At 56.0% G+C, this 17380-nt stretch carries 16 protein-coding genes; 11 read left to right on the top strand and 5 right to left on the bottom strand.

From position 1 onward, the window contains the following. Positions 1 to 63 precede the first annotated feature (63 nt). Together ACIRQ6_RS13750 and ACIRQ6_RS13745 are read left to right on the top strand one after the other, a co-directional pair. Positions 64 to 741 carry an SGNH/GDSL hydrolase family protein gene (locus ACIRQ6_RS13750; RefSeq protein WP_420861175.1) on the top strand — a complete coding sequence of 226 codons (678 nt, stop codon included), beginning with the start codon at positions 64 to 66 and terminating at the stop codon, positions 739 to 741. A 10-nt stretch (positions 742 to 751) separates the two neighbouring features. After that, a complete protein-coding gene (locus ACIRQ6_RS13745; RefSeq protein ID WP_420861174.1) occupies positions 752 to 1306 on the top strand; it encodes a pseudouridine synthase in 555 nt (184 codons plus the stop codon). On the opposite strand, the gene ACIRQ6_RS13740 is transcribed toward ACIRQ6_RS13745, so the two are convergent. Together ACIRQ6_RS13740 and ACIRQ6_RS13735 are read right to left on the bottom strand one after the other, a co-directional pair. Then, entirely contained in the window at positions 1233 to 1517 is a 285-nt protein-coding gene (locus ACIRQ6_RS13740) for a DUF2798 domain-containing protein (RefSeq protein WP_420861173.1), read from the bottom strand. The two genes, ACIRQ6_RS13745 and ACIRQ6_RS13740, sit on opposite strands and share 74 nt — an antisense overlap. Positions 1518 to 1664: 147 nt before the next feature. Continuing rightward, a complete protein-coding gene (locus ACIRQ6_RS13735; protein ID WP_420861172.1) occupies positions 1665 to 2252 on the bottom strand; it encodes a DUF1285 domain-containing protein in 588 nt (195 codons plus the stop codon). Positions 2253 to 2324: 72 nt separating this feature from the next. Here ACIRQ6_RS13735 and ACIRQ6_RS13730 point away from each other — a divergent pair, with 72 nt between their 5' ends. The 4 genes from ACIRQ6_RS13730 to ACIRQ6_RS13715 are packed head-to-tail and all read left to right on the top strand — an operon-like array spanning position 2325 to position 9049. Beyond that, positions 2325 to 3329: an AAA family ATPase gene (locus tag ACIRQ6_RS13730; protein WP_420861171.1), complete on the top strand. Its 1005-nt coding sequence runs from the start codon at positions 2325 to 2327 to the stop codon at positions 3327 to 3329. Next, positions 3326 to 4201, top strand: a complete 876-nt coding sequence (locus tag ACIRQ6_RS13725; protein WP_420861170.1) for a DUF58 domain-containing protein — start codon at positions 3326 to 3328, stop codon at positions 4199 to 4201. The genes ACIRQ6_RS13730 and ACIRQ6_RS13725 overlap by 4 nt, the downstream gene beginning before the upstream one ends. After that, positions 4201 to 6969 carry a DUF4159 domain-containing protein gene (locus tag ACIRQ6_RS13720; RefSeq protein WP_420861169.1) on the top strand — a complete coding sequence of 923 codons (2769 nt, stop codon included), beginning with the start codon at positions 4201 to 4203 and terminating at the stop codon, positions 6967 to 6969. Before ACIRQ6_RS13725 ends, ACIRQ6_RS13720 begins: the two co-directional genes overlap by 1 nt. Positions 6970 to 6982: 13 nt before the next feature. Beyond that, positions 6983 to 9049, top strand: a complete 2067-nt coding sequence (locus ACIRQ6_RS13715; protein WP_420861168.1) for a hypothetical protein — start codon at positions 6983 to 6985, stop codon at positions 9047 to 9049. 15 nt (positions 9050 to 9064) lie between these two features. Here the strand turns inward: ACIRQ6_RS13715 and ACIRQ6_RS13710 are convergent, their stop codons facing one another. Beyond that, positions 9065 to 9400: a hypothetical protein gene (locus ACIRQ6_RS13710; protein ID WP_420861167.1), complete on the bottom strand. Its 336-nt coding sequence runs from the start codon at positions 9398 to 9400 to the stop codon at positions 9065 to 9067. 10 nt (positions 9401 to 9410) lie between these two features. Continuing rightward, complete coding sequence (locus ACIRQ6_RS13705) at positions 9411 to 10118, bottom strand: DUF599 domain-containing protein (protein ID WP_420861166.1); 708 nt, start codon at positions 10116 to 10118, stop codon at positions 9411 to 9413. Between the two features lie 90 nt (positions 10119 to 10208). Here ACIRQ6_RS13705 and ACIRQ6_RS13700 point away from each other — a divergent pair, with 90 nt between their 5' ends. The 5 genes from ACIRQ6_RS13700 to ACIRQ6_RS13680 all read left to right on the top strand — a co-directional run bounded on the left by ACIRQ6_RS13700 (position 10209) and on the right by ACIRQ6_RS13680 (position 15716). Next, the gene (locus ACIRQ6_RS13700) at positions 10209 to 11657 is read left to right on the top strand and encodes an FAD-linked oxidase C-terminal domain-containing protein (protein WP_420861165.1); all 1449 of its coding nucleotides are present in this window, start codon (positions 10209 to 10211) and stop codon (positions 11655 to 11657) included. Between the two features lie 87 nt (positions 11658 to 11744). After that, on the top strand, positions 11745 to 12860 hold the full coding sequence (locus ACIRQ6_RS13695) for an FAD-binding protein (protein ID WP_420861164.1): 1116 nt from the start codon (positions 11745 to 11747) through the stop codon (positions 12858 to 12860). 5 nt (positions 12861 to 12865) lie between these two features. After that, positions 12866 to 14188, top strand: coding sequence for a glycolate oxidase subunit GlcF (gene glcF, locus ACIRQ6_RS13690; protein WP_420861163.1), 1323 nt, complete (start codon positions 12866 to 12868; stop codon positions 14186 to 14188). A gap of 54 nt (positions 14189 to 14242) precedes the next feature. Then, complete coding sequence (locus ACIRQ6_RS13685; RefSeq protein WP_420861162.1) at positions 14243 to 15082, top strand: trypsin-like serine peptidase; 840 nt, start codon at positions 14243 to 14245, stop codon at positions 15080 to 15082. 163 nt (positions 15083 to 15245) lie between these two features. Further along, on the top strand, positions 15246 to 15716 hold the full coding sequence (locus ACIRQ6_RS13680; RefSeq protein ID WP_420861161.1) for an Hsp20 family protein: 471 nt from the start codon (positions 15246 to 15248) through the stop codon (positions 15714 to 15716). Between the two features lie 407 nt (positions 15717 to 16123). Here the strand turns inward: ACIRQ6_RS13680 and ACIRQ6_RS13675 are convergent, their stop codons facing one another. Continuing rightward, the gene (locus ACIRQ6_RS13675; protein WP_420861160.1) at positions 16124 to 17377 is read right to left on the bottom strand and encodes a flavin-dependent oxidoreductase; all 1254 of its coding nucleotides are present in this window, start codon (positions 17375 to 17377) and stop codon (positions 16124 to 16126) included. Positions 17378 to 17380 lie beyond the last annotated feature (3 nt).

Below are 17380 nucleotides of genomic sequence, written 5' to 3'. Positions count from 1 at the left end.
TTATCGTGGATTTCTGACAGTATGAGCGGGCCCTTTGTCATCAGTTTAAAGTGGATCATCGCTATGCCCCGCCTCTTATCCCTTGTTTCGCTTATGCTTTTTGCTTTGGCGCAGCCTGCCGTCCCGCAGGCCCAGCCGCGTATCCTAGTCATGGGCGATTCCATGATGGCCAGCCACACTCTGTCTGGCCGCGCTATCCCCCATGTTCTGGCCAAGCGATTGAAAACGCCAGTTTCAAGTCGGGCGGTCACTGGTGCACGTATCATCTACAATCTGCCCATCACTGGGGCCATGGGCCTCAGCATTCCACAGCAGTTTCGTCCGGGTGAATGGGATTGGGTGGTTCTGAACGGTGGCGGCAATGATCTTTGGTTGGGATGTGGATGCCATAAATGCGACCGCAAAATGGACCGGCTGATCTCGGACTCTGGTCTCAAGGGCCAAATCCCGTCGCTGGTTGCGAAAATTCGCAAAACCGGTGCCAAGGTTCTGTATGTTGGGTATTTGCGCAGTCCCGGTGCGAATTCTCCGATTGAAAGCTGCAAAGACGACGGCGACATCTTGGAACAGCGGATCAGCACCTTGGCGCGCAAGATTAAAGGCGTCTATTTCCTGTCCAACAAGGATCTTGTGCCGGAAGGTGACCGCTCCTATCACGGGCTGGATATGATCCATCCATCCATCAAAGGTAGCAATGCAATCGGTACAAGGATCGCCCGGTTCATCGCCGACACAGACTAAGGCCACTCGGATGCTGGTGCTTTTCAACAAACCTTTTGATGTCTTGTCACAGTTTACCGACACGAAAAGCCCCACAAAACGTCAAACCCTTTCGGAATTTATATCGATCCCAAACATCTATCCTGCAGGGCGATTGGACCGCGATAGCGAGGGTCTGATGATCCTAACAGATGACGGCGCACTGCAGGCCAAAATATCAAGCCCAAAGTTCAAAACGCCAAAAACCTACTTTGCGCAGGTTGAGGGCGTGCCTGATCCGTCTGCGTTGCAACAGTTGAAAGATGGCGTCACCTTGAAGGACGGCAAAACCCGCCCTGCCAAGGTTGAAATATCGGACACCCCGAATTGGCTTTGGCCGCGAACGCCACCGATCCGCGTGCGCAAATCCATTCCGGACACATGGATTAAGCTTACCATTACCGAAGGCCGAAACCGACAGGTGCGCCGCATGACAGCGGCTGTAGGTCACCCAACCCTGAGGCTGATCCGGTTCAGCGTTGGGGCTTGGACGTTGGAAGGTTTAGAGATCGGTCAACATCGTCAGGCCCCTCAACAGGTGCTGTAATTCTGCCAGCGATCTTTCGCGCGATGGGGCCAATCAACATGATGATTGGAAAGGCCAAGAACCAGCACGGGATCCACGCCTCCATCCAGATTTGCATGAACCCCTCCACAAGGCCCAGTCCACGATAGGTCGCAAAGCCCGAGACGAAAAACGTCATCACGGCCGACATCATCAAACCGACGAGGTAGGGGGCAAACTTGGCAGGGAACATTGCAGGGCGGGTCCTTTCGCCAATCTTTATGGACCTCACTGACGGTTCAAACCAATCCAATAAAAACGCACAGCCCCTGTGAAGCCCCGCGTCCGTCCCGGCGTCTCGCCATCTTCTTAGTGGCGATATCCCCGCCAAGCAGAGCCCTTATGGCAGCTCAGCGCTGGGAATTATCGGGAAAAACGATCCAGAGGACCAAATACCAAACCAGTCCACACCTCCTACCTCGTGATGCACGCCCAAATCCACCAACCGGTAAAAGCTCTTGCGATCGATCAGGGCCTCCAAATTGGCGCGGATCAATACATAGGGGCTCGGCTCTCCGGTAGCTTCATCGCGTACCACGCGGATGGGGGTATCAGCACTGGCGGTCACTGTGTCGTCAACTTGCGTGTGAAACACCAGTTTTTGATCAGGACCCTCCCCGTGCAGGTCAAAATCGATGGCGACAAACGGGGCGTCTTCTACTGTTATGCCCACTTTTTCGACAGGCGTGACCAAAAAGTAATCATCGCCATCTTTGCGAATGATCGAGGAAAACAGCTTAACCAAGCCCGGTCGCCCAATCGGCGTGCCTTGATAAAACCACGTCCCATCCCGCGCAATTCGCATATCTAAGTCGCCACAAAAGGGCGGATTCCACAAATGAACCGGTGGCGGCCCCTTTTTCCCAGCCGCTGTAGCGCTTGCTGCAAGGCTTTCTGCGGTGGGTTTCACAATGTTTTGTCCACTCATTGCTTTTGCCATTTCTTGTATTCGGAATATCTGTTGTCATAGCATGATATAAATGCGCTGAAAGGAATTGGTATGTCGGATTCAGATATGGTCGCAGAAATTGATGCTTTGGGGGATCAATTGGCCCGCGCCAAAGCCTCGATCACCAAACGGTTCATCGGTCAGGAACGCGTCGTTGATCTAACCCTTTCGGCGCTGTTGTGTGGTGGACACGGGCTGTTGATCGGGCAACCGGGGCTGGGCAAAACACGATTGGTCGAAACGCTGTCCACTGTGATGGGCCTCAATGGCAATCGTATCCAATTCACGCCCGATCTAATGCCTGCTGATATCCTTGGCTCCGAGGTTCTGGAAACGGGCACTGACGGTAATCGCAGTTTTCGGTTCATCGAAGGCCCCGTATTTTGCCAGCTTTTGATGGCGGACGAGATCAACCGCGCAAGCCCCCGTACCCAATCGGCCCTGTTGCAGGCTATGCAGGAAAAGGTTGTCACAATCGCTGGCCAAGAACGCCCCTTGGGCAAACCATTCCATGTTCTGGCCACGCAAAACCCGATTGAGCAAGAAGGCACATATCCGCTACCAGAGGCCCAGCTCGACCGCTTTTTGGTCCAGATCGATGTCCAAAACCCTGATCGTGCGACTGAACGGGACATTTTGCTGTCCACAACAGGTATGGATGACGCGGCATCTGAGCCGGTGTTTGATACGGCCAGCCTTATGGCGGCCCAAACTTTGGTGCGCCGCATGCCCGTTGGGGACGCCGTTGTTGAAACCATTCTGGATCTTGTGCGCGCCTGTCGGCCTGATGAGGACAGCGCACCAGAGATCGTGCGCAACAATGTCAGTTGGGGACCTGGTCCACGGGCGGCTCAGGCGTTGATGCTGACGGTGCGCGCGCAGTGCTTGCTTGAAGGACGCTTGGCCCCATCCGCCGAAGACGTGGCCCGCATGGCCCGCCCTGTATTAATCCACCGCATGGCGTTAGGTTTTGCCGCTCGGGCGCAAGGTCTGTCCTTGGGCCAAGTTATCGACGAAGTAAGCGCCCGCACAACCCGGATTGAGGCCGCTGCGTGAGCCAAAACGCACCCTCGTTACGACCCCAAGCCGAGGCCCTCGCGGCCCCGTTTCCCGCCCTTTTGGCTGGCGCTCAACACTTGGCCAATACGATCATGGTTGGCACCCACGGCCGCCGACGGGCTGGCGGTGGCGAAGAATTTTGGCAATACCGCCCTGTCACCGATGGGGATGAGGCGCGATTCATCGATTGGCGACGTTCGGCGCGGGGGGACACAAACTTTGTCCGGCAAACCGAATGGCAGATCGCCCAGTCCGTCTTTATTTGGGTCGACGATGCGGCCAGTCTGACATTTTCCAGCAGCAAAGACCTCCCCAGCAAATCCCACCGCGCCCGCACTGTGGCGTTGGCCAGTGCGATATTGCTCCTGAAGGCGGGCGAACGTGTTGGCCTCACTGATGCCTCTGCGCCGCCCAAAACCGGGCAAGTCCAACTGATGCGTTTGGCACAACGACTGTCGGACATGGGCACTGGCGCCGATTATGGTGCCCCCAAGGCAGGCGGCATGATGCCCAATGCGCGTGCCATATTTATTTCGGATTTCTTGGGCGACATGCAGGCTGTGACACGTGCCGTGGGGCAGGCCGCGGATCGCGGTGTACAGGGTGTCTTGATGCAAGTGCTGGACCCTCAGGAAGAAACCTTTCCTTTCTCGGGCCGGACTGTGTTTGAAAGCATGGGCAAAAGCCTCAGCCACGAAACACAGCAAGCAGGCGATTTGCGCCAGCGCTACCTCGATCGGCTTGCCGCCCGCAAAAGCGAACTGCAAGGTCTTGCGCGCGCATCCGGATGGCAATTCCAAACCCACCACACGGACGCATCGGCCCGTTCGGCCCTGTTGTGGCTTTATAGTGCGTTGGAACGGACCTGATGTTTGCTATTGGCCCCATAGGATTTACCGCACCTTGGCTGCTGGTGCCGCTGATTGCTTTGCCAATTTTATGGCTAATCCTGCGGGCCGTGCCGCCAGCACCGGTGCGGCGCTTATTCCCCGGTGTGGCGCTCCTGTTGGGGCTTCAGGATGAGGACCAGCAGTCGGACAAAACGCCTTGGTGGTTGCTGTTGCTGCGGATTTTGGCTGTGGCGGCTGTGATCGTCGGATTTGCCGGGCCCATCCTAAACCCAACCAAAGACACGGCGGGGACAGGGCCGGTTCTGATCGTGATGGATGGTACGTGGGCTGATGCGCGCAATTGGTCACAGCGGCTGGATCGCGTCGATGCGCTATTGCGCGAGGCCGCCCGTGAGGGACGCCCGGCTGCAGTAACGGTTTTGACCAATCCAGCCCCTTTGGACAGCACCTTTCAGGCCGCTGATGTTTGGCTAAGCCGCCTGCCCAGCCTGACACCGCATCCGTGGGAGCCTGATGCGCAAACCATTGAGGCCTGGCTGGACAGCCTGTCTGGAGATTTCGATACAGTTTGGTTGTCAGACGGTCTGGACCGTCCAAATCGCACGCGCGTGCTTGAGGCCCTCGAGGCCCGCGGCAGTGTCAGTGTTTTACAAGCTGGCACTGCGACTTTGGCCTTGCTGCCACCGCAATTTGAGGATGGTGTTTTGAACATCGAAGGGCGGCGCGTGGGGCAGGGGGCTGCCACCTACACGGTCGAGGCCCATGGCCTTGATCCGGCAGGCATTGAACGCGTGCTCAGCACTGTTGACCTAAGCTTTGAGGCGCAAGAGACCGACGCAAAAGTTGCCCTGTCTCTACCTGCCGAATTGCGCAATCGGATCAGTCGGTTTGAGCTGCGCGGTATACGCTCGGCTGGGGCAATTAGTCTGACAGACGACAGCCTGCGTCGCCGCGAAATCGCACTTTTTGCCGGACGCGAGGATCGCGAGGGGCTCGAGTTGCTAAGCCCACTGCATTATCTGTCGCAGGCGTTGGCCGAAAACGCTGATCTGGTCGATGGCAGTTTCGGTGACATTTTACTGGCAAACCCGGATGTGATCATTCTGGCGGATGTAGCCAAGGTTGGCCCGGACGAGGAACTTGGCCTGCTGGAATGGGTCGCCAAAGGTGGTCTGCTGTTGCGCTTTGCCGGGCCGCGACTGGCTGCAAGTGACGTTAGCCGTACTGTTGAGGATCCATTGATGCCAGTGCGCTTGCGTTCTGGCGGGCGCACGGTTGGCGGCGCGATGAGTTGGGGTACCCCCAAAACCCTCAGTGCATTTGACCCCGACAGCCCTTTCTTTGGTCTGACGATCCCTGAGGATGTGACTGTCAGCGCTCAAGTGATGGCGCAACCTGACCCCAATCTGGCTGAACGTGTGATAGCGGGCTTGGCTGATGGCACACCTTTGGTCACGCGCAAAAAGCTTGATGCAGGACAGATTGTTTTGATGCATGTGACGGCAAATGCGGAATGGTCCAGCCTGCCGCTGTCGGGTCTATTTGTGCAGATGTTGGATCGCTTGGCGATATCATCCACGCCGTCCCAACCCGAGGCGCAGGACCTGACGGGCACCCAATGGACGCCAGTGCAGGTTCTAGATGCCTTTGGTGCTTTGCGCCCTGCGGATACCCTGCGCGGTGTCGCGGGCGAGGATCTGGTGACGCAACCTCTTGGCGCGGACCAACAGCCCGGCCTTTATGATGGTGAGGATCGGCGTTTGGCCCTTAATGTAGCACGGCCTGACATGCAGCTTGGCCCGCAGGTTTGGCCTAGCTCGGTCTCGGTCGAAGGGTTGAGTGTGGTGGCTGAAACTGCCCTCAAAGGTTGGCTGTTGTTTGCCGCTTTAGCACTTTTTGCAGTGGATGCGATTGCCTCACTATTCGTGGGCGGACGTTTGACAGGTGCGCGGGCCAAAGCCAGTTCGGGCGTTGCGATTATGGTGTTGGCCTCGCTGGCATACGGCGGCCCTGCCGAGGCTCAAACCAATGATGATGCCTACCTGACGGCCACCAGCGAAGTTGTTCTGGCCCATGTCTTGACTGGTGATGCCACAATCGATCAAACCACGCGGGCTGGTTTGGTGGGCCTAAGCGATACACTGTTCCGGCGCACTTCGATCGAGCCTGCCAATCCGATCTCGATCGATCTGGAGCGTGACGAAATTTCGCTGTTTCCGTTCCTCTATTGGCCCATCACGCCAGATCAGGCCACGCCAAGTGCCGCAGCCTACGCCAAACTGAACCGTTATTTGCGAACGGGTGGCATGATCTTGTTTGATACCCGCGACGCGGATACCGCACGTTTTGGTGCGTCATCGCCCAATGGTCGCAAGTTACAGGCGCTGGCGGCGTCCTTGGACATCCCGCCAATTGAACCAATCCCCGGCGACCACGTTTTGACCCGCACGTTCTATTTGCTGCAGGACTTTCCCGGTCGATTTGCAAGTCGTGAGGTCTGGGTTGAGGCGGCACCGCCCGATGCAGAACAAGCCGAAGGCATGCCATTTCGCAATCTTAACGACGGCGTGACCCCTGTTGTTATCGGTGGAAACGATTGGGCTGCGGCATGGGCTGTGGATAATGCAGGCAATCGGATGTTCCCCGTTGGGCGGGGCTACAACGGTGAACGCCAGCGTGAAATTGCCCTGCGTTTTGGCGTAAACCTGATCATGCATGTGCTGACGGGCAACTACAAAAGTGATCAGGTGCACGTGCCTGCTTTGCTGGATCGGTTAGGCCAGTGAGGGGGATGCTTTGATGGAAGGGCAACTCATCTGGGCCCCTTTGCTGGACTGGTCTTTGCTGGCTTTCGCCGCTGTTGTGATCAGCTTGGTTGTCGGCCTGTCTATCTGGCGCGGCCTCAAGGGCTGGCCGTTGCGCGCCTTGGCAGGGCTGGCCTTGCTGCTTGGTTTGGCCAACCCCAGTTTTATGCGCGAGGACCGCGATGGATTGTCCGACATTGTGATTGCGGTGGTGGATGAAAGCGCCTCACAAGGTGTCTCGGACAGGCCAGATCAAACTCAAACGGCGCTGACGGAATTGACGGCATCGATCAATGCACGTCCCAATACCGAACTCAAGGTCGTAACAGTCGCCGATGGTCCAAGCGATACTGGGACCCTCGTGATGACTGCGCTGAACCAAGCGCTGGCGGATGTGCCGCGCGCACGTGTGGCTGGAGTGGTTGTGATCAGTGACGGTCAAATCCACGACAGCCCGCTTGCGCCGGATCTGCCAGCACCGCTGCATTTGTTGCAAACCGGGAAAGCCACGGATTGGGATCGCAGGCTGAGTGTCAAAAACGCACCGGCCTTTGCGATTTTGGGCGAGGAGGTCATCCTGACCCTGCGTATCGATGATCAGGGTGATGCACCCGCCGGTGTCACCCGCGCGCCATTGGAAATTTCCATCGATGGGGCGGAACCGCTGCAATTCCAAGTGCCGATTGGTGAGGATTTGGAACTACCTGTCACCTTACCCCATGGCGGTATGAACGTCCTGCAATTTACTGTCCCCACCGCTGAAGGCGAACTAACGGATCGCAATAATTCCGCTGTCATCCAGATGAATGGCGTGCGCGACAGGCTGCGGGTGTTGCTTGTTTCCGGCGAGCCGCATCCCGGCGAACGGACTTGGCGCAACCTGCTCAAATCAGACAGCAGTGTCGATCTGGTGCACTTTACCATTCTGCGTCCCCCGGAAAAGCAGGACGGCGTACCGGTGGACGAGTTGTCCTTGATTGCCTTCCCAACGCGCGAGCTGTTTCTCGAAAAGATCGACGAATTCGATCTGATCATTTTTGACCGCTACAAACGTCGAGGGATTCTACCCTCTGCCTATTTCCAAAGCATCAGTTCCTATGTCCAAAACGGTGGTGCTGTTTTGATCGCCGCTGGACCTGATTACGCCAGTGCAGACAGTATCTATCGCTCGCCTCTTGGGGATATTTTGCCCGGCGCCCCTACGGCGCGGGTCTTTGAAGAAGGGTATTTGCCGCGGGTCAGTGATCTTGGTGTCCGTCATCCTGTGACTGAAGGCCTGACAGGTGCGGGGGCCGCGGAAGCTGATCCCGAATGGGGCCGTTGGATGCGCCATATCGAGATTGAGGCCACCGGCGGCCAAACTGTTATGACAGGTGTGGACGACACACCGCTTTTGGTGTTGGACCGCGTGGCCGAAGGGCGTGTGGCGCTTATGGCATCGGATCATGCGTGGCTATGGAGCCGCGGGTTCGAGGGCGGTGGCCCGCAATTGGAATTGCTTCGGCGTTTGGCCCATTGGATGATGAAAGAACCAGAGCTGGAAGAAGAAGCGCTTTTTGCCACGGCGGACGGTCAAACCATGACTATCACGCGGCGCACCTTGGAAGATGACGTGTCAGACGTCGAGGTCACTGGCCCCGATGGGGCTGTGATCATGGTCCCGATGCAGGAGGTTAGTCCGGGGCGGTTCGAGGCAACCTTGGACGCGCCCGAAATCGGCCTTTACCGATTGGCCGAGGCTGACAAATCCGCTGTCATTGCCCTTGGTCCAGCGGCGCCGCGCGAGTTTGTCGACACAATCGCCACCAGCGAGGTTATGGCCCCATCCATAGAGGCCCGTCGTGGCGGTGCTATGTTGCTTGAGGCAGGCTTTCCCGCTGTGCGTACCGTGTCGGAGGGCCGTGTTGCGGCAGGACGCGGATGGATTGGGATCACGCCACGCAACGCTTATGTCACCACAGATGTAAAAGTGCTGTCGCTGGTGCCGGCGTGGTTGTTCTTGGCCTTGTCGGCACTGCTGGCCATCGGCGCATGGTTGCTGGAAGGCCGCCGTCGCCCTTAATCGCTGACGGTGTTATTACGGCGTGACTTTGACCGTCACAAAATCAGACCAGCCCGTATCGTTGCAATGGCTTCGGACACGTACTTCTGTTGTGCCCTCAGGCAAGCTGACACCCCCCAGCGATCGCGTAAAAGGCTGCTCGTTCACATGGGGGTGATGCAATTTTCGATAGCCCAGTACCGTGCCATCCCACGTTTGAACTTCCCAGCCGTCCGCATAGTGATCCCAGCCGGTATCAGGATGTTTTAGGGTCACGTCAAAGCGTCCGTTGCTGTACGTAACCGCCTCGATACTGGGAGGATCGGCCAAACCGCTGGTGGCCCAAAAAGCAAAGAGAATAAAATATCGCATAGATGGGATGCTAGCCTGCTTTGGGCTGCGTTTGCATCAAAACTGTTCGTGAATGGGAATTAAATTCACGGCGCCAGATGATAGACAGCGTGAATAGCGTGGCCAAAACCAACGCAACTGGCCCTAACAACCAAAACAGCGCAGTGATCGCAAAATAAATGGCGCGCAGGCCACGATTAAAGCTGCGCGCTGCACTGATGTTCAGTTCGGCGGCTTGGGCGGCCTTGGGTAAGGCGGCTGGATCTGTGATGTCATTAGGCACTGCCGCCATCACAACCGAACAATAGCCAAACAACCGATGGGCCCAGACAAATTTCAAAAACGAATTCGTTACAAACAGTAGGACAAAGGCAATCTTGATATCCCAGACGATTGCCGGCGCCTGGCTGATGTTAAAGTCTTCGGCTAAGCTGGCGACGGCATCGGCATTGCCCATGACGGCCAAACCGCCCCCGATGGCAATCATGGTGCTGGAGGCAAAAAAGGTGGTGCCTTGTCGTAGGCTGCCAAGGATGCTGGCGTCAAAAATCCGGGGCTGCCGGGTGACAAATTCCTTCATCCAATCGCGTCGATATTGCTTCATCAGTACCGAAACCGATGGTGTTTTTGCGCTGGCATTTTCGATACGCGCGCCGATCCCGATCCAGACCACCATAATGAAAAGGGCGGCCCCCAGATCGAAAGGCGTGAGGAGTTGAAGGATGTCTGAAAACTGCATGTGGGTCTTGTAACGGCAAGTGGAATCGCTTGCCAGAGGTGAAAATTGGTTATATTAATTTACCAATATCCACTCCAAGGGAGCGACTTTATGGAAATGCCTGTCCCAGACCCGACTATTCTGGCCAAAAAACCTCATATCGTGGCTTTGTTGCAGGGGGTTTTGCCCAAAACGGCCGTCATCCATGAAGATCGCGAGGTGCATGCCTATGAGTGTGATGCCTTAACAGCCTATAAATGTCCGCCGCTTTGCGCTGTGTTGCCCAGCACCACAGAGCAAGTCGCGGCAGTTTTGAAAATTTGCTACCAAGAAGGCGTGCCAGTTGTGCCCCGTGGATCTGGCACCTCGTTGGCCGGAGGGGCTTTGCCGACGGCTGATTGTGTTATCCTGGGGACGGCCCGGTTGAATGGTGTGATCGAGACGAATTATTCAGATCGCTACATCCGCGTACAATCGGGTCGGACGAACCTCAGCGTCACAGGGGCCGTAGAAGAAAATGGGTTCTTTTATGCGCCCGATCCGTCCAGCCAACTGGCCTGTGCCATTGCTGGCAACATTGCAATGAATTCTGGCGGGGCGCATTGTCTGAAATACGGGGTGACGACCAACAATCTGATGGGCGTCAAAATCGTTTTGATGGACGGCACAATCACGGAAATCGGTGGCGGTCATTTAGATGCAGGTGGGCTGGATTTGTTGGGATTGATCTGTGGATCAGAGGGACAACTGGGCGTAGTGACAGAAGCCACCTTACGGATTTTGGCAAAGCCCGAAGGCGCGCGCCCGGTTCTCATCGGGTTTGACAGCAATGTGGTGGCCGGTGCCTGCGTGTCTGACATCATCAAGGCCGGTGTTTTGCCAGTGGCCATCGAATTTATGGACCGTTTGTGCATCGAAACCACGGAAAAATTTGCGAATGCAGGCTATCCTGATTGTGAAGCGCTGTTGATTGTTGAGGTTGAGGGCTCGGACGCGGAGATTGATGAACAGCTTGGGCTGATCATGCAGATTGCGCGCAAGCATGATCCGGTTGAGTTGCGTCAAAGCCAATCCGCCGAGGAAAGTGCTGCCATTTGGTTGGGACGGAAATCAGCCTTTGGGGCCATTGGGCAGATCAATGATTACATGTGCCTTGATGGCACGATCCCAGTTTCGGCTTTGCCGGAGGTTTTGAACAGGATCAATGAGTTAAGCGATCAATATGGGCTGCAAGTGGGCAATGTGTTCCATGCAGGAGATGGCAATATGCACCCGCTTATTTTGTATAATGCCAACAAACCGGGCGATTTGGAGCTGTGCGAAGCCATGGGTGCCGACATTTTGCGTCTCTGCGTTGAAGTGGGCGGCTGTTTGACAGGCGAGCACGGTGTGGGCATCGAAAAGCGGGATCTGATGACCGATCAGTATGCACCGGATGACTTAGCGCTGCAGATGGATGTAAAAGACGTGTTCGATCCAAACTGGTTGTTGAACCCGGCGAAGGTGTTTCCTTTGCATGTCTCGCAGTCACGTCGCGTGCAAGCATTGGCGGCTGAGTAGGGTTTTCGCCCCAAATAGGATTTGGGTCGACAGGGCGGGGGGCTTTGCCCCCCGCACCCCCCAAGAGTATTTATGGATAAAAGAAACATGACCCCGAACACTGAAGAAGAGTTGGCCGCATTGGTGTCTGAAGCCAAAGATCCACTGCGCATCATTGGGGGTGGTACACGGCCAATTGGGCAGTGCGAGGGTCAGGTTCTATCCTGTTCGGGTCTATCTGGGATGACTTTGTATGAACCCGGGGCTTTGACCATTGTCGTTCGTGCAGGCACCCCCCTTGCGGACTTGGAAGCGGCCTTGGCCGTGGAAAATCAAAGACTGCCGTTTGAACCTATGGATCATCGCGGCCTTTTAGGGACCACAGGTGTCCCCACAATCGGAGGCGCAATCGCTGCCAATGTGTCGGGACCGCGACGGGTTCAAGTCGGAGCGGCCCGCGATTTTATGCTAGGTGTTCGGTTTGTGGATGGAATGGGGGCCATCATTAAAAACGGGGGCCGAGTGATGAAGAATGTCACTGGCTATGACTTGGTCAAGTTGATGACAGGCAGTTATGGAACTCTGGGGGTTTTGACCGAGGTTTCATTAAAGGTTTTGCCGAAGTCCGACGTAACAGGCGTTTTGACTTTACAAGGGCTGAGCGACGTCGAGGCAGTTGCTGCGCTTTCTGCAGCCCTTGGATCACCCTTTGATGTAACGGGTGCTGCCCATGCGCCTGAAGGACCAGAAGGCGTGCCGTTGACCATGATCCGCGTTGAGGGATTTGAAGCCTCGGTGTTGTATCGGTTGGAACAGTTGAGCCAGCTTTTGGCAAAATATGGTGTGGCTCACCTGTCTACGGATCCAGATCAGACAGCGGCCCTTTGGACCTGGGTGCGCGATGTGGAGGGCTTCCACGGCAAGGACGGCGATGTGTGGCGCATTTCCGTGAAGCCGTCGCAGGGGCCTAGCTGCGTCGCGATGCTTGATCCGCAAGGTGCGCTTTACGATTGGGGCGGGGGCCTTGTGTGGGTACGTGTGCCAAAGGGGACAGACGTGCGTGAAAAATTAGATGGGATCGGCGGCCATGCCACGCGGGTTCGAGGGGCCGCGGGACCTACACCTGTGTTTCACCCGCAAGATCCAGTTTTGGAAGAGTTGAGTGCGGGTTTGCGGGCAAAGTTTGATCCACGTGGGATCTTGAACCAAGGGTTGATGGGGTAACAGGCATGCAAACAACATTTACACCGGAACAACTTGAAACGCCGGCTATTGCCCGCAGTAACGAGATTTTGCGTAGCTGTGTGCATTGTGGATTTTGCACGGCCACTTGCCCGACCTATCAGGTATTGGGCGACGAGTTGGACAGTCCGCGCGGACGGATTTATCTGATCAAGGACATGCTTGAGAACGAGCGTGTACCGGATGAAAAGACGGTCAAGCATATTGATCGATGTTTGTCGTGTTTGGCCTGTATGAGCACGTGCCCCTCGGGGGTGCATTATATGCATCTTGTTGATCATGCGCGGGAATATATCGAAGAAAACTATGATCGGCCTCTGTCTGATCGAGCGTTGCGATGGGTATTGTCCAAAATCTTGCCCTATCCGATGCGTTTTCGACTGGCTTTAGCCGGGGCAAAACTGGGGCGTCCGTTTGCCCGTTTAATGCCCGATGCGCGGTTGCGCGCGATGTTGGAGATGGCCCCGGATTATATCCCTCCGGTCAGCCGCAATGATGACGCACAAGTATTTCCCGCCCAAGGCGAGGTCAGGATGCGCGTGGCCTTGATGACCGGCTGTGCGCAACGGGCGCTGAATACAGATATCAACGATGCGACGATCCGACTGCTAACGCGATTGGGCTGCGATGTGGTGATTGCCGATGGGCAGGGGTGTTGTGGCGCGCTGACCCATCACATGGGCAAAACCGACGAAAGCCACGGGACAGCAGCGAAAAATATCCGGGCGTGGATGGCCGAGGTGAATGGCAAAGGTTTGGATGCAATTGTGATTAACACCTCAGGTTGTGGCACTACGGTCAAGGACTACGGGCATATGTTTCGCACCACTGATCTGGCCGTTGACGCTGCCGTGGTGTCAGATTTGGCGATGGATGTGTCCGAGGTTGTGATGAAATTGGATCTGCCCGAAGGCTCTGAAAAGCAGACCAAAGTGGCGTATCATGCGGCTTGTTCTTTGCAACATGGCCAGCAGATTAAAACCTTTCCCAAGGATTTGTTGCGCAAGGCGGGCTTTACAGTTTTAGAACCGGCGGACGCGCATCTTTGCTGTGGCTCGGCGGGGACTTACAACCTGATGCAGCCGGAAATCTCCAAGCAACTGAAAGCGCGCAAGGTTGAAACCTTGGAGGCATTACAACCCGATATCATCGCGGCGGGTAATATTGGCTGTATGATGCAGATTGGATCGGGCACTGGTGTGCCGATTGTCCATACGGTGGAATTGCTGGATTGGGCCACTGGCGGGCCCGAACCTGCGGCCTTATCGCGCGGGCCCAACTATGATCCGGCGATACCGATTTTGCGATAAGACCAATTTGTCACGGTCACAATTTGGTCGAACTCGGTTGCTAGACACAGGCAGATGACATCTGCACAGTGCGTAATTATGCCTAGTTTCAAAGCCTTTTTCTGCGCTATTTGCCTCGTTTTTGCGGGGTCCATGGCTGTGGCAGAAGACAGTCCATTGGCCACATTGCAAACTGGCGATCAAGCGCGTGGTTGGGATGCCGTGGGGCAATTGGACATTGGTGGGCGCGGTTTTTGTTCTGGTGCCTTGATCGCTGACAATCTGGTTTTGACGGCTGCGCATTGTTTATTTGATCGTGAGACAAATGCACGGATTGACCCGGCAACGATACAGTTTTTGGCGGGTTGGCGCGGCGGGCGGGCACAGTCCTACCGCGGCGTGCGGCGGGCTGTGGTGCATCCAGATTATGTGATGGATGGGACGGTTACTCGGACAGCTGTTGACGTGGCCGTTTTGGAACTGGATCGGCCAATCCGGGATACCAAGGTAAAGCCTTTTGCCATCGCCAGCAGGCCTCGCGCCGGCGAGGAGGTGGGGGTTGTATCCTATGCGCGGGGGCGCGATCAGGCGCCGTCTATTCAAGAAACATGTGCTGTTTTGGGCCGTCAGATGGGCAGTGTTGTGATGTCTTGTGACGTAGACTTTGGGGCATCTGGCGCACCTATTTTCAGCTTTGACAGCGGCGAGCCGCAGATTGTTTCGGTTGTGTCTGCCATGGCGACCATGGGTGACAAGAAGGTTTCGCTGGGCACTGATCTGGAAGAACCCTTGGCGCGTATTCGCGCAGAATTAGCCGCTGGTAAGGGATATTTCCTGCCGCAAGCGCCTGAGCCGCGACGTGTTTTGATGTCTGGTCAGCGACGCGATACGGGTGCCAAATTCGTCAAACCCTAGGTCTGCGTGCCGCGCAGATTTTTTGCAAATTATCCTCTTGAAAGAGGGTGTGCGCCTTCCCACATCCTTCTCATCAGACGCCGCAAAAGGGTCTGATCCACCCTGAAAGGCCCGTCCCACAGAGGAGGGTCTGATCTGTTATCGCTTTGAAAGGATGACCAAAATGAGAAGTTTTGATTTTACACCCATGCACCGTGCAACCATTGGCTTTGACCAAATTGCCGACCTCATGGACCGGGTTTTGAACACCGAAGTCTCGCAACCCAGCTATCCGCCCTACAACATCGAAAAAACGGCAGATGATGCCTATCGTATTTCGATTGCCGTGGCCGGTTTTTCCGAAAATGAGCTAAACATCGAGGTCAAGGAACGCGCCCTTTTTGTCAGCGCCAAAAAAGCGGCCGAGGACGGCGACGCCAAAAGCTATTTGCACCGCGGGATCGCGACGCGGGCTTTTGAACGTCGGTTCCATCTGGCCGATCATATCCATGTGACTGGGGCCAGCCATGTGGATGGGATGCTGAACATTGAATTGGTACGCGAAGTACCCGAGGCCCTAAAACCGCGCCGGATTGAGATTGGCCAAACACCTGCCATCGAAAAAGACGTGGTTGACGCAAAAGCTGTAAATTAACATCTGAACCTCCCTGTTGGATGTGGCCCTCGCACTGCAAAGTGCGGGGGCTTTTTGTGTGCAAATTACCTGACAACAAGGGGTGCCATACAACGTATGGCAGGCGTATGGCAGCTGTATGGCTGGGGTGCCATACACCGAACTGGCTATTCAAAAGGCCAAAATCGGCCAAAACCAAACCGCCTTGTTGCTGCAGTTGCACCAAAAATGGATTTGAGGATTTGTCTGTGAGTAGAACACTTGATTTTTTCACAAACCATTGGGTGACGGGGTTACAGCGCGGGTTCCTTTTCTGGATTCGAAGGAAACCTGTAAGGCAGAGGTCAAAGTCATGGACCGTTCCAAATGCTGTCGCAAGCTGACGCGAAGCGGGGGCTCTGCCCTGACACCCCCGAAATATTTCAGGACTAAAGAAACGAGGGTGGCAAAATGGGGGCTGCTTGGTTGATCTGATCAGGGGCAAGGCCCGCGATGGATTTGTAATGGGCTGCGTGTTGGGCGCGCTCGGGCATTGGAAGGGCTGCGTCGAGTTTTGAAAAATCGCCGTTGCAGCGATCCTCGGCCAGTTGCATAATCGCGTCTGGTCCGTTGCCGCGATTGGCCAAAGTAACTGCGTTGGCGATGGGGCGAATTTGGGCGTCGTAGCTTTCTAGGGCGTCAGGGGTGACGCCTGAGTCCAGCAGTTTTGCGCCCAGCACCCGTGCGTCCAAAATGGCTTGGCTGGCCCCACTTGATCCAACGGGATAGGTGGCGTGGGCTGCATCACCGATCAAAGTGACCGCGCCGTCAGTCCAGCTGTCGACGGGATCGCGATCAATCATCGGGTATTCATAAACCGCGTCAGCCGCGCGGATCAGAGCAGGAACATCCAGCCAATCAAATGTCCAATCGGCAAAGTGATGTGCAAACATGCTGGTGGCGACTTGGCGGTTCCAGTCGTTTTTGGCGCGCTGCGTGGCTGGATCTACAGTTTTTTCGGCAAGCCAGTTGATCGTCGCAAGGCCGGTTATGGGATCAGGTTTGGAAATTGGGTAGGCCACGATACGGATTGTATCGTTGCCTGCAAGGATCATGGAGGCATCGGTCAGGAAGGGCTTAGCCAATGAGGTGCCCCGCCACAAAATTGCGCCGGACCATTTGGGCGGGCCTTCGGTGGGATACATCTGATGACGGATCGCAGAATGCACGCCGTCTGCCCCAATTAGAGCCGTGCCATGCACGGGATCTTGGCCATTCTCAAAGTGCAGCGTGACCCCGCTGCGTGTGTTTTTATAGGCACCGGCGGGATAATCGAGCAGGACAGACTCTGGGCCCGCACGGCTGATCAATTCATCAAAGAGGCGCATTTGCAGATGGCCGCGGTGCACTGAATATTGAGGCCAGTTATAGCCTGCAGCCAAACCGCGCGGTTCGGACCAAACTTCGATCCCGGTGCGGGTGTAAAAGCCGTAGGTCTGGGTGGCGACCCCAATCTCGTCCAACATCGGGGCAAGGCCCAGAGCGGTCAGCTCGCGCACGGCGGTTGGTTGTAGATTGATGCCAACCCCGAGGGGCTGCATTTGGCGAACACGCTCAAAAATCCGAAAGGATACGCCGATTTGATGCAGGGTCAGGCCAAGGGTCAGCCCCGCGATACCAGCCCCTGCGATCAGCACGGTCATTGG

It is taken from the genome of Algirhabdus cladophorae (assembly GCF_044772865.1).
GTDB lineage: Bacteria > Pseudomonadota > Alphaproteobacteria > Rhodobacterales > Rhodobacteraceae > Algirhabdus > Algirhabdus cladophorae.
The sequence above is the reverse complement of the archived record's forward strand: the minus strand, read 5'-3'. Positions and strand labels throughout refer to the sequence as shown.